The sequence below is a fragment of the Cupriavidus mimosae genome, from assembly GCF_023952485.1.
GTDB lineage: Bacteria > Pseudomonadota > Gammaproteobacteria > Burkholderiales > Burkholderiaceae > Cupriavidus > Cupriavidus taiwanensis_C.
In genome coordinates, this window is the sequence record NZ_JALHRY010000005.1 from 403,394 (window position 1) to 415,558 (window position 12,165).

The window sequence follows — 12,165 nt, forward strand, 5'->3', positions numbered from 1 at the left end:
TGCGCGCGGAAACGCCCGCACCGGTACCGGTACGCCGGGCAACGACAAACTGGAAAGAACAATGCTCAAGTGGCTTCAACGCGCGGCCTGTCCGCATGCCCACGCGGCCATGCCGCCAACACCGGCGGCGACCGGCGCCGTGCCGGACGTGCAGGGCCTGGTGTTCGAGCGCATCAGCAATGCACGCGACCTGGGCGGACTGGTGGGCGCGGACGGGCGCCGCGTGCGCCACGGCCGGCTCTACCGCAGCGGCAACCCGGCGCTGGCGAGCGACGCCGACCTGGAGCGGCTGCAGGCGCTCGGGCTCGACATGGTGGTGGATTTCCGCTCGCCCGGCGAGAAGTCGCCGGGCGAAGCGGCCTTCGGCCAGCGCTTCCGCTGGCAGGCGGTGCCGGTGCTGGAAGGCAGCATGGCGATGGACGTGCTGATGCCGCGCCTGCGCGCCAGCACGCCGGCGCAGATGGATGCCTTCATGCTCGAGGTGTACCGCGATTTCCCGGTGCGCTACCGCGCCGCCTTCGGCGGCTTCATGCAGACCGTGCAGGGCGGCCAGACGCTGCTGTTCCACTGCACCGCGGGCAAGGACCGCACCGGCTTCGCCGCGCTGCTGTTGCTGGCCGCTCTGGGTGTCGGCCAGGACGATATCCTGGCCAATTACCTGGAGTCGAACCAGCGCAACGCGCAGTTCAATGCGGCCGCTCTGGCGCAGATGGGCAGGCTCGGCATCGATGCCGCGGTGATGATGCCGCTGCTGGAAGTCCGGGCCAGCTATCTGGACGCGTCGATGCAGGCCATCGACGCGGGCTGGGGCAGCGTCGCCAACTACCTGTGCGACGCGCTGCAGGTCGACGTCGCACAGCTGCGCGCGCACTACCTGGCCGAATGAGTCGGGCCGATCCCGGAATCGGATTACCATAATCGCGTTTCGGACTTTATTGCGGCGCCGGCCAGCGGCGCCCGATCCCCAATGCTCGAACTCCAGGGAGCCATCTGGTTCCGCTCCGGCTCGCAGGACTGGGGCGGCAAGGACCGTATCGCGCTGCTCGCCGCCATCGGCGAGCACGGCTCGATCACGGCCGCCGCGCGTGCCGTCGGCATCAGCTACAAGGCGGCGTGGGACGCCATCGACGCGATGAACAACAGCGCCGGCGAGCCGCTGGTGGTGCGCGCCGCGGGCGGCAAGGGCGGCGGCGGCACGCGCCTGACGGCGCGCGGCGAACAGCTGATCCGCACCTATCGCGCGCTCGAAGACGAGCACCGGCGCTTTGTCGCGCAGCTGTCGCGGCTGGGCGAGGGCGCGGCCGACGATATCCACCTGATGAGGCGAATGATGATCAAGACCAGTGCGCGCAACAAGCTGTTCGGGCGCGTGGCCAGCGTGCGCGGCGGCGCGGTCAACGACGAGGTGGTGCTGGAGCTGACCGGCGGGCAGCGCATCGTCGCCACCATCACGCACGAGAGCGTCGAGACGCTGGAGCTGGCCGGGGGCGTGGAGGCGTTTGCGCTGATCAAGGCGTCGTCGGTACTGGTGGGGCTGCCCGAGCCGGGCCTGCGGCTGTCGGCGCGCAACCAGCTGGCGGGCGTGGTCGCGCGCGTGATGCCCGGCGCGGTAAACGCCGAGGTGGTGATCGAACTCGACGGCGGCGGCACGGTGGCCGCGATCGTCACCAACGGCAGCGTCGAGGCGCTGGGGCTGCAGGCCGGCGTGGCCGCGGTGGCGATATTCAAGGCCTCGAGCGTGATCCTCGGCGTGGTCGGATGACTGCCGCGGCGTGCAATAATAGCCGCCCCAAAAGCATGTCGTTTCCCCCGCAATGCACGCCGCGCTGGCTGGCTTTTCCCTCGGTCTTTCCCTGATTCTTGCCATCGGTTCCCAGAATGCCTTCGTGCTGCGGCAAGGCCTGCGGCGCGAGCATGTGTTCTGGGTCTGCCTGGTGTGCGCGTTGTCGGATGCATTGCTGATCCTGCTGGGCGTGTCCGGCTTTGCCGTGATGATCCGCACGCTGCCGTGGCTGGGCGAGGCGATGCGCTATGGCGGCGCGGCCTTCCTGGCCTGGTATGGCGCGCGCAGCTTCATCGCGGCGTGGCGCTCGAACGCGGTGCTGGATCCCAGCGATGCCGCGCCGCGGCCGCTGGCGCCGACGCTGGCCGTGTGCCTGGCCTTCACCTGGCTCAATCCGCATGTGTATCTCGACACGGTGATGCTGATCGGTTCGGTGTCGACCCAGTTCGCGGGCCACGCGCGCGAATTCGCCGCTGGGGCGATGAGCGCATCGTTCCTGTTTTTCTTCGCGCTGGGCTATGGCGCGGCGCTGCTGCGGCCGGTGTTTGCGCGGCCGCGGGCATGGCAGGTGCTGGAGGTGGTGATCGGCATCACCATGTGGGTGATTGCCGCGCGTTTGCTGATGGCTTGAACGAGAGGAGCGCGGATGTCGACCTACGTGGACCTGCTGCGCGCGGCTCAGGCCACGCGCGCCGGCACCGGCGCGTAGACCGGCGGATGGTGGCGGCTGGTGCCGCTGCCAAAGATGCGGCCTTCGCGGATTTCGAGCACGTGGTCGCCCAGCGCCTCGACATCGGCCGGGTCGTGCGAGATCACCAGCATCGGCACGTCCAGGCTGGCCTGCAGGGTGCGCAGCTCCGCCCGCATGCGCGCGCGCAGCGCGGGATCCAGCGCCGAGAACGGTTCATCGAGCAGGACGATGTCGGGCTGTGCCACCAGCGCGCGCGCCAGCGCCACGCGCTGCTTCTGCCCGCCCGAGATCTCCGCCGGGTAGTTGCCGGCGATGTCGGCCAGGCCGAAGGCATCGATCCAGCGCTGCGCCTGCGGATGCGCGGCGCCGCGGCGCGGATTGCGCCAGCCGCGCGCCAGGCCGAAGCCGATGTTCTGGCCCACGGTCAGGTGCGGGAACAGCGCATATTCCTGGAACAGGTAGGCCACGCGGCGCTCCTGCGGGCGCACGTCGATGCCGGCGTCGGCGTCGAACAGGGTGCGGCCGTTGAGCACGATGCGGCCGCTGTCCGGCGCCAGCAGGCCAGCGATGGCGCGCAGCGTCAGGCTCTTGCCCGCGCCCGAAGGGCCGAACAGCGCAATGCGCCGGCTGGCCGAGTCGAAGTCTATATCGAGCGCGAAGTGGCGGTCGGCCGAGACCATCTGCTTGCGGATGCTGACGTGCATGCTCATGGCGATATGCGAGTCACAGGCGTTAGCGGACGCGCGGACGCAAGCGCCGGCGTTCGTAGAGTTCAGCGGGATTGCGCGCGGCCGCCGGCACCAGGCGTCCGGCAATCACCAGCAGCAGCACGCAGGTGACGGAAGTCACCAGCACCAGCAGGTTGGCGGTGTTGTCGTCGCCGGCCTGTACCGCCTCGTAGATGGCTACCGACAGCGTCTGCGTGCGCCCGGGCAAGTTGCCAGCGATCATCAGCGTGGCGCCGAATTCGCCCAGCGCGCGCGCAAACGCCAGCAGCACGCCGGCGATGATGCCGCGCGCCGCCAGCGGCAGCGTGACGCGGAAAAAGATGCCGGCTTCGGACACGCCCAGCACGCGCGCGGCGTTCTCCAGCTGGTGGTCGACGCCTTCGAAGGCGGCGCGCGCGGACTTCAGCACCAGCGGGAAGGCGACGATGGTCGAGGCCAGTACCGCGCCCTGCCAGGTAAAGACCAGTTCGATGCCGAGCCGCGCCAGCCACTCGCCGAACACGCCGCGGCGTCCCACCAGCACCAGCAGGTAATAGCCCAGCACCGTCGGCGGCAGCACCAGCGGCAGCGTCAGCACCGCGTCGACCACGTCGCGCAGCGGCGAGCGCCAGCGCGCCAGCGCCCAGGCCGCGCCGACGCCGAGTACGGCGTTCAGCGCAGTGGCCCAGCCCGCCACTTTCAGCGACAGCAGCAGCGGTACCCAGACGGCATCCATGGCGTGCGCGGCGGCGTCAGGGCTTGTGGAAGCCGAAGCGCGACAGGATCGCCTGGCCTTCCGGCGAGGCGACATAGTCGACGAACTGCGCCGCTTCCTTCGGCTGGCGCGCCTGGCTGGTGACGGCGATGGGGTAGGTCACCGGCGTGCGGCTGGGCACGCGCACCGCCACTTTGACCTTGTCCGGCATCACGGTGGCGTCGGTGGCAAAGACGAAGCCGGCCTCGACCTCGCCGCGCGCGACGTAGTCCAGGCTCTGGCGCACGTTCTGCGCCGGCACGCCCTTGGCGGCAACCGCGTCCCACAGGCCGGCCGCTTCCAGCGCGCCGCGGGTGTAGCGGCCCACCGGCACCGAGGCCGGGTTGCCGTAGGCGATGCGCCGGACTTCGGGGCGCGTCAGGTCCTGCAGCGAGGCGATCGCCAGCTTGCTGTCGGCCGGCACGATCAGCACCACCTGGTTGGCGGCGAAGTTGCGGCGCGAGCCCGGTGCGATCACCTTCTCGGCCTCGGCCTTGTTCATTGCCTCCTGGTCGGCCGAGGCGAACACATCGGCCGGCGCGCCCCTGACGATCTGCTGCATCAGCACGTCGGAGGCGCCGAAGTTCAGCACCACGTGCGCGCCGGGGTGGGCGCGCTCGTAGGACTCGGCCAGCGCCTTGAAGGCGTTGGTCAGGCTGGCCGCGGCGGACACCACCAGGTCGGCGGCGAAGGCAGGCGGAGCGGCCAGCGCCAGCATTGCGGCGGCCAGCAGCAGCCCGCGGCGGCGGGAACGGAAGGCAGGCATCGGAATCCTCGGGAAGCGGCCGCCGGCAAGCATGGGCTGGCGCGGCAGGGCCGGAGCGGGTGGACTGTCAGGCGCAATATACGTCTGTATATAGCGAGGCGTCAATGATGCGCCATGACGGGTGTCACGGGTATTCCAACCGGCATAAATGCTGTATCAGGGGCTGCGAATGAGCCCCGGGGCGGGAACGGCTGGCGCCTGCCCGGCGCCAGCCCTGCCGGCTTCAGGCCGGCGGCGTGCCTTCCTTGAACATGGATTTCAACTGGCTGCGCAGCTCAGGCGTGTCCTGATGCTTGTGCACCGCCACCGCATGCTGGACCGCGGCTTCGAGCAGTTCGTCCTCGCTGTCGGCGCTCAGCGCAACCGTGCAGTGGGTGTCGCTCGGAAACTCGCGGCAATCGATAAACTTGCGTGCCATGATGCCTCCTGACGCCGGCCAGCAGGTGGGCTGGAGCCGGTGCCTCCAGTATAGGCACGCGGTCCTTGTCGGGTTGGTGCCCTAGAGCACCGGCGTCAGCACCTTGCCGCCGGCCAGGAACGCGTCGAGGTTCTGCAGCGTCAGCGCGGTCATGGCGGCGCGCGTCTCGTGCGTGCCGCTGGCCATGTGCGGCGCCAGCACAACCTGGTCCATCGCCAGCAGCGCCGGCGGCACGTTGGGCTCGTCCTGGAACACATCGAGCCCCGCGCCGCCGAGCCGGCCTTCGGCCAGCGCCGCGACCAGCGCCGCCTCGTCGACCACGCTGCCGCGCGAGACGTTGACCAGGATGCCCCGGGGGCCAAGCGCGTCGAGGATTTCGCGCGACACCAGTCCCGCGGTCGAGGGCCCGCCGACAGTGGCCACCACCAGGAAGTCTGCCCACGTTGCCAGCGCCTTCAGGTCCGCTTCGAAGCGCCACGGCGCTCCGGCGCGCGGCCGGCGGTTGTGGTAGGCGATCTCCATGTCGAAGCCCTGCGCGCGCCGCGCGACGATCTCGCCGATGCGGCCCAGGCCGAGGATGCCCAGCTTCTTGCCGGAGACCCGCGTGGTCAGCGGGAAGCCGCCCTGCGGCCAGCGCCCGGCGCGCACGAAGCGGTCGCCATGGGCGATGCCGCGCGCCGCGTCGAGCAGCAGCCCGAAGGCGAGGTCCGCAACGCAGTCGTTGAGCACGTCGGGCGTGTTGCTGACCTGGATGCCGCGCGCACGGGCGGCGTCCAGCGCGATCGCGTCATAGCCGACGCCGAAGCTGACGATGGCTTCCAGGCGCGGCAGCGCATCGATCAGCGCGGCACTGCAGCCATGGCGCGCCGAGGTCACCACCACGCGCACCTGTTGGCCTTCGCTGCGCGCCCAGGCCAGCGGATCGGCCTGCTGCCACAGCGCCCCGGCGCCGTACTGTTGTTGCAGGGTGGCATTGGTCTGCGGCGCAAGCGGGCCGACCTGGAGGATCTGGGGAGCGGGCATCGGGAGAGGAGGTCGAGGCGTGACCGGCAATGTTAGCGCAAGGGCCGGCCCCGCGCCGGCGCCCGGCCGGACGTGGGTGCGCAAGCTGTGCGATGTTCGGGCGGCGGGTTATGCTGCAAGCCTCGCGGCCAAGCGCCGCGCCACGCTTCTTCCACGTGCCATGACCACCATCTACCTCGCCGGCTTTGACGTGTTCCGCAAGAACGCGCGCGCCTGGGGCGAGCATCTCAAGGCGCTGTGCGCGGCGCACGGCTTCACCGGCCTGTATCCGCTCGACCAGTCCGCCCCGGAAGGCCTGTCCGGCATCGACACCGCGCGCTGGATCTATGACGCCAACATCGCGCTGCTGCGGCGCGCCGACCTGGTGATGGCCAACCTGGATGACTTCCGCGGCCCCGGCGAAGCGGATTCCGGCACGGCGTTCGAAGTCGGCTTTGCGGTGGCGCTGGGCAAGCCGGTGTGGGCCTACAGCTCCGATGCCGGCACCCTGCGCGAGCGCGTTACGGTGGCCACCGATGCCGACGGCACGCCGCTGGATGCGCGCGGCTTTACCGTCGAGGACTTCGGGCTCGGCAAGAACCTGATGCTGGCGTGTCCGGTCCGGCTGGTGCGGGGCGGCGCGGCCGAGTGCCTGGCGGCCATGGCCGCGGCCCGGCACGACATCGACGCGGCCCTCCGTAGCGGCGGCTAGCGCCGCAGCGCCTGCACGCCGGCCGCGATATCGTTGGCGGTGCTCGCGACGATCTCGCGATAGGCCGCGACCACGCCGTCGACCGCGCCCGGCGCCGGCAGCTCGGCCTGGGTCCTGCCGCTGACCACCTTGCCATCGGGCAGCCGGCGCACGGTCCAGTTGATGGTGGCGCCGGCACGCTGGCCCACGTCGGCGTCCAGGCGCAGCACTTCGGTGGTGATGCGGTACAGCGGCTGCACGTCGGACAGCCCCTGCTGGTAGGTGTCGACCGCGCCCAGCGTGGCCTGCAGGCGCTGCGACAGCGCATCGCGCAGCTCGTCCGGCAGCGGCGCGGACCAGCGCGACAGGTCCAGCAGGCGCACGCCGGCATCGCCGCCGCTTCCGTTCTGGCCATCGCGCACCACCAGTTGCGGCCGGTTGAGGCGCTCCGGCACGCGCACCGGCGCCACTTCCAGCCACAGCGTGTCCGTCGACGGTGCGGCTGCCGGCGCCGGCGCCGCCACGGCGCCCGGGCCTTGCGACAACGTGTAGTAGCGCGGCTCGGGCGAGGCGCAGCCTGCCAATACCGCCGCGGCGAAGCTGGCGCAGGCCAGGGTGAGCGGAAGGCGCTTCATCATTCTTTCTCCGGCTTGCCGCGCAGCAGCGCTTCAGGGTGGCGTTCAAGGTAGTCGGTCAGCGTGCGCAGCGACGTGGCGGTGCGGGTCAGCTCCTGCAGCATGCGGCGCGTGTCCTGCTGCAGCGGCGCGTCCGACGCCAGCGTGCCGTTGGCCGCGGTCAGGGTCTTGCGCGCGTCCTGCAGCGCGGCCAGCACCTGCGGCGCGACATCGCCGTTGAGCTGCTGCACCAGCTTGTCGGCGGTGGCCAGGGTCTTGTTCAGGCTCGTCACCGTGGTGCGCAGGTCCTGGCCGATCTGGTCGAACGGCACCTTGTCGATGCGGTTGACGATGTCGCCCACCTGCGCCTGCAGCTGGTCGAACGCGCCCGGCGTGGTGGCGAACTCCGGAATCGGCGCGTCCAGGTCGACCTTGGCCGGCGCCGCCTTCGGGAAGAAATCGAGCGCCACGTAGAGCTGCCCGGTGAGCAGGTTGCCGGTGCGCAGCTGCGCGCGCATGCCCCGCTGCAGCAGGCCCTGGATGATCTTGCGCGCGCGTTCGCGGTCTTCGACGTCGCGTTCGCGGAAGCCCATGCGCGACGGGTACAGCTCGACCACCACCGGCATGCGGAAGGCGCGCTTCTCGCGCTGGAACTCGATGCCGATCGAGCGCACCTGGCCTACCACCACGCCGCGGAAGTCCACCGGCGCACCCGGCGACAGCCCGCGCACGGACTGGTCGAAGTTGAGGACCGCCAGCGTCGGCGCCAGCTCTTCCGGCTCCTTCATCGCCTCGCCCTGGTCGCCGGCGAGCAGGAACTGGGTGTTTTCGGCGGCGGCGTCGGTGGCGGTGGTGTGGTCAGGGGCCTGGAACGCGACGCCGCCCAGCAGCACCGTGACCAGCGATTGCGTCGACAGCTTGAGTCCACCGGCGTCGAGCTTCAGGTCAACCCCGCTGGCATGCCAGAAGCGCGTGTCGGCGGTGACCAGCTTGTCGTAGGGCTTGTTGACGAACACGCGCAGCGTGATGTCGCGTCCGTTGGGATCGAGCTGGTAGGCCACCACCTGGCCGACCAGCACGCGCCGATAGTAGACCGGCGAGCCGATATCGAGCGAACCCAGCTCGGACGCGCGCAGCACGAACTGCTTGCCGGAGGCGTCGGTGGTCACTACCGGCGGCACTTCCAGGCCCTTGAAGTCGCGCGCGGATTCCTGCGACTTGCCCGCGTCGACGCCGATATAGGCGCCGGACAGCAGCGTCTCCAGCCCCGACACGCCGCTGGCCGCGAAGCGCGGTCGCACCACCCAGAAGCGGGTATCGGCGACGGCGAAGTTCTCGGCGTCCTTGGTCAGGTCGATCGACGCCACCACGTGCGAGCGGTCGCGCGCCAGGCGCACCGACTTGACCAGGCCGATGTCGACGTCCTTGTAGCGCACCGCGGTCTTGCCCGGGATCAGGCCCTCGGCGGTGCGGAAGCTGACGGTGATCTCGGGCCCGCGGGAAGCCAGCGTATGCATCAGCAGCGAAATCCCGACCACCGCGGCGACGATCGGGATCAGCCATACCAGCGAGGGCAGCCAGCGCGCGCGGCGCCGGCGTTCGGGCCGGGGCAGGCCGGACGGAGGCGATGAAGGCGGGGATGGCGGCATGGCAGCCGCCGGGGCTTGGTTGTCAGTGTCGGGCATTGTCTGGTTCCAGCGAATCCCACAGCAGGCGCGGATCGAAGCTGAGCGAGGCCAGCATGGTCATGACCACGACCGCGCCGAAGGCGAGCGCGCCGCCGCCGGGGATGATGGTGGCCAGCGCCCCGGCCCGCACCAGCGAGGCCAGCAGCGCCACCACGAAAATATCGAGCATCGACCAGCGGCCGATCACCTCCACCAGGCCGTACAGCCGGGTCTGCTGCCGGATCCGCCAGCTCGAGCGGAAATGCACCGACAGCAGCAGGAAGGTCAGGATCACCATCTTCAGCAGCGGCACGACAATGCTGGCGATCAGCACCAGCACGGCCAGCATGTGCGAGCCGGACAGCCACAGGTAGATCACGCCCGACAGGATGGTGTCCTGCTGCGTGCCGAGGATGGACTGGGTCACCATCACCGGCAGCATGTTGGCAGGAATATAGAGGATGTACGCGGCCAGCAGGAAGGCCCAGGTGCGCGCCAGGCTGTCGGGCTTGCGATGGTGCAGGGTGGCGCCGCAGCGCGGGCAGGGCGAGCCTTCCAGTGTGCGCGGGCTGACCAGGTCGCACGCATGGCACGACACCAGGCCCAGCCGGCTGGCGGTGGGCACCTGCGGCAGCGGGATGTTCTCGTCGTCGTCGACCAGTTCCGCCACCACTTCGCGCGCGAGCTGGCGCGGACGGGCCAGGCGGCTGGCGGGCTGGCGTGGCGGCGGTCGCTGCGGCTGTGTCATCGGCGCTCCCCGTCCGCCGCCGCGGCCTTGTCATCGGGCGTATCCAGATAGCGCCACAGGTCGCGCGGATCGAACGACAGCATCGCCGCCAGCACGATCACCAGCGCGGCGAACGACCACAGCGCAATGCCCGGCAGCACGCGCGCCATGGTCGAGAGCTTCACCAGCGTCACCAGCACGCCGATCATGAAGACCTCGATCATGCCCCAGGGGCGGGTCTGGCGGATGCCGCGCACGATGCGGTCGAAGCCGGCCGGCATGCGGTGCTGCGCCATCGGCACCAGCAGGTAGATCATCATCAGCAATTCGGACAGCGGGAACAGGATGGTGGTGGCGAACACCAGCGCCGCCACCAGCGCCATCTGGTCCGCATACAGCGCCTGCACCGCGCCCAGCAGCGTGGTCTGGGTGCGAACCCCTTTCAGGTCCATCTCGACGATGGGGTAGGCGTTGGAGATCAGGAACAGGATCAACGCGGTGAGCACCAGCGGCAGCAGGCGGTGGTAGTGGCGCCGGCTCTCGCGGTAGAGCTGGCCGCCGCAGCGCAGGCACAGCGCGCGCTCGCCGGGCGAGATCGGGGTGCGCTCGTAGACGGCGTCGCAGTATTCGCAGGCCACCAGCCGGTGCAGCGCGGCCGGCGAGGTATCGGGCAGCGTGGTCTCCGGCGGGGCCGGGGGTACGTCGTGTGCTGCCATCAGCCGGATCGCTTGCCGGTAGCTGCCGGCGGCACATCGGGGTTGTCGACCACGGCCGGTGCCGTCGTTGGAGCGGCCTCCGCGCCCGTTGCCGGCGCGGAGGCCAGCGCCGCACCCTGCTGCAGGTCGCGCTGCAGCTCGCCCTGCGAGCCGATGGTCCAGTCGCGCAGCAGGGCATAGGCCACCGCCAGCAGCGTCGGGCCGATGAACACGCCCAGGAAGCCGAACGCCAGCGCGCCGCCGAGCACGCCCAGCATGATCCAGATCAGCGGCATGCCGGTGCCCTTGCTGATCAGCAGCGGCTTGACGATGTTGTCGGCCATGCTGACCACGCCCACGCCCCACACCACCAGGAAGATGGCCCAGCCGGTGGCGCCGGTGTGGTACAGCCACAGCGCGGCCGGCAGCCACACCAGCGGCGGCCCGACCGGCACCACCGACAGGAAGAAGGTCACGAAGCCAAGGATGGCGGCGCCCGGCACGCCCGCGATCCACAGGCCGATGCCGGCCAGCACGGCCTGGATGAAGGCGGTGCCCAGCACGCCATAGACCACGCCCTTGACAGTGCTGCCCGCCAGTTCCAGCAGGTGGTCGGCGCGCTCGCCGGCGATGCGGCGCATGCCGGCGCGCAGCCAGGCGATGGCGAACTCGCCGCCGGTGTAGAAGAAGAACGCCAGGATGATCGACAGCGCCAGCTGCCCCAGCCCGGCCCCGATCGACAGCCCCGCGCCGAGCAGCACGTGGCCGACCGGCGCGATCAGCTTGCGCAGGTTGGCGACCATCTCGGAATCGGCATTGATCAGGCTGTCCCACGAGCTTTGCAGGTAGCTGCCGACATAGGGCAGGCTGCTCAGCCACAGCGGCAGTTGCGGCAGCCCCTGCTCCATATAGCGATCGACCAGCGCGGCAAGGTCATCCAGGTGCGCGGAGAAGCTGGCGCCGGCATAGACGAACGGGCCCAGCACGATCACCGTGGCCAGCAGCACGCAGATTAGCGCGGCCAGGCCGCGCCGGTTGCCGAGCCAGCGCGACAGCACGGTGTAGGGGTGCCAGGAGCTGAACGCCAGGATCGCGCCCCACAGCAGCGCCGTGGTAAACGGCGCCAGGACCAGCAGCGAGCCGCCGATCAGCACGATCAGCGCAAAGACGGCGGCGATTTTCTCGATTAACTGGCCGTAACTCATGGTTGGGGGTCTCCGTTTGTCCCCTGGGGGTGGGTGTGACGGGGACGGCGTAAATATAGCTTATGGAGGGTGGGGGGCTGGGAAAGGGGGGCGGCGCGGTTGATGACATGCTGTCGGCCTTTGAACCGCGTGGTTCCGCCCTCCTGGGCGGGTCACTTTTTGGCCGAGCGCCAAAAAGTAACCAAAAAGCGCGTTTACTGCCCTGCGGGCGGCATGTCTTATCGTAGTGTGCCTGGGGGTTTTCGTACGGGGCTTTGCTTCCTCACATAGCGGGACTGCCTGCCGCGGTGGTGCGCGACGGTGGGAGGGGCGTTGGAATGATGGTTGAACGAGCCCAGAGCGCGGAGTGGCCCCTGCTGCTGGTCTTGTCGTAGGAACGCCTACGGCTGCTGCGCCGGCCCTATCGCGGGGCGTGGGCTCTGGCACGGTACGCTTCGCTGCGCTC

General features: G+C 70.1%; 14 protein-coding genes. 4 read left to right on the forward strand and 10 right to left on the reverse strand.

Translation table 11 applies throughout. The annotated features are described in order from the left end of the window. The first annotated feature begins 61 nt into the window (after positions 1–61). From MKD50_RS12530 to MKD50_RS12540, 3 genes are all read left to right on the forward strand, one after another. Entirely contained in the window at positions 62–886 is an 825-nt protein-coding gene (locus tag MKD50_RS12530) for a tyrosine-protein phosphatase (protein ID WP_252667250.1), read from the forward strand. 81 nt (positions 887–967) lie between these two features. Then, entirely contained in the window at positions 968–1,762 is a 795-nt protein-coding gene (locus MKD50_RS12535; RefSeq protein ID WP_115706110.1) for a TOBE domain-containing protein, read from the forward strand. Positions 1,763–1,814: 52 nt separating this feature from the next. Continuing rightward, positions 1,815–2,414 (forward strand): LysE/ArgO family amino acid transporter, encoded by a 600-nt coding sequence (locus tag MKD50_RS12540; protein ID WP_115706111.1) that lies wholly within the window; start codon positions 1,815–1,817, stop codon positions 2,412–2,414. Positions 2,415–2,461: 47 nt separating this feature from the next. Here MKD50_RS12540 and MKD50_RS12545 read toward each other — a convergent pair whose 3' ends face one another. The 5 genes from MKD50_RS12545 to MKD50_RS12565 form a co-directional block, all read right to left on the reverse strand. Further along, a complete protein-coding gene (locus MKD50_RS12545; protein ID WP_240073817.1) occupies positions 2,462–3,184 on the reverse strand; it encodes an ATP-binding cassette domain-containing protein in 723 nt (240 codons plus the stop codon). Positions 3,185–3,206: 22 nt separating this feature from the next. Beyond that, complete coding sequence (gene modB, locus MKD50_RS12550; RefSeq protein WP_115706113.1) at positions 3,207–3,917, reverse strand: molybdate ABC transporter permease subunit; 711 nt, start codon at positions 3,915–3,917, stop codon at positions 3,207–3,209. A 16-nt stretch (positions 3,918–3,933) separates the two neighbouring features. Continuing rightward, positions 3,934–4,701, reverse strand: coding sequence for a molybdate ABC transporter substrate-binding protein (gene modA / locus MKD50_RS12555; protein ID WP_252667251.1), 768 nt, complete (start codon positions 4,699–4,701; stop codon positions 3,934–3,936). A gap of 223 nt (positions 4,702–4,924) precedes the next feature. After that, on the reverse strand, positions 4,925–5,119 hold the full coding sequence (locus MKD50_RS12560) for a DUF1059 domain-containing protein (protein ID WP_062797129.1): 195 nt from the start codon (positions 5,117–5,119) through the stop codon (positions 4,925–4,927). Positions 5,120–5,200: 81 nt separating this feature from the next. Next, positions 5,201–6,142: a 2-hydroxyacid dehydrogenase gene (locus MKD50_RS12565; protein ID WP_252667252.1), complete on the reverse strand. Its 942-nt coding sequence runs from the start codon at positions 6,140–6,142 to the stop codon at positions 5,201–5,203. A gap of 160 nt (positions 6,143–6,302) precedes the next feature. Between MKD50_RS12565 and MKD50_RS12570 the strand changes: the two genes are divergently transcribed. After that, positions 6,303–6,833 carry a nucleoside 2-deoxyribosyltransferase gene (locus tag MKD50_RS12570; protein WP_252667253.1) on the forward strand — a complete coding sequence of 177 codons (531 nt, stop codon included), beginning with the start codon at positions 6,303–6,305 and terminating at the stop codon, positions 6,831–6,833. On the opposite strand, the gene MKD50_RS12575 is transcribed toward MKD50_RS12570, so the two are convergent. Genes MKD50_RS12575 through MKD50_RS12595 form a run of 5 tightly spaced genes read right to left on the reverse strand, consistent with a single transcriptional unit; the run spans position 6,830 to position 11,720 of the window. Continuing rightward, positions 6,830–7,450, reverse strand: coding sequence for a PqiC family protein (locus tag MKD50_RS12575; RefSeq protein WP_115706117.1), 621 nt, complete (start codon positions 7,448–7,450; stop codon positions 6,830–6,832). The genes MKD50_RS12570 and MKD50_RS12575 overlap by 4 nt on opposite strands. After that, complete coding sequence (locus MKD50_RS12580) at positions 7,447–9,111, reverse strand: PqiB family protein (protein WP_115706118.1); 1,665 nt, start codon at positions 9,109–9,111, stop codon at positions 7,447–7,449. The genes MKD50_RS12575 and MKD50_RS12580 overlap by 4 nt, the downstream gene beginning before the upstream one ends. Beyond that, complete coding sequence (locus MKD50_RS12585; protein WP_115706119.1) at positions 9,098–9,841, reverse strand: paraquat-inducible protein A; 744 nt, start codon at positions 9,839–9,841, stop codon at positions 9,098–9,100. The genes MKD50_RS12580 and MKD50_RS12585 overlap by 14 nt, the downstream gene beginning before the upstream one ends. After that, the gene (locus MKD50_RS12590) at positions 9,838–10,536 is read right to left on the reverse strand and encodes a paraquat-inducible protein A (RefSeq protein ID WP_115706120.1); all 699 of its coding nucleotides are present in this window, start codon (positions 10,534–10,536) and stop codon (positions 9,838–9,840) included. Before MKD50_RS12590 ends, MKD50_RS12585 begins: the two co-directional genes overlap by 4 nt. Next, positions 10,536–11,720: an AI-2E family transporter gene (locus MKD50_RS12595; protein ID WP_252667254.1), complete on the reverse strand. Its 1,185-nt coding sequence runs from the start codon at positions 11,718–11,720 to the stop codon at positions 10,536–10,538. Before MKD50_RS12595 ends, MKD50_RS12590 begins: the two co-directional genes overlap by 1 nt. Positions 11,721–12,165: the final 445 nt, after the last annotated feature.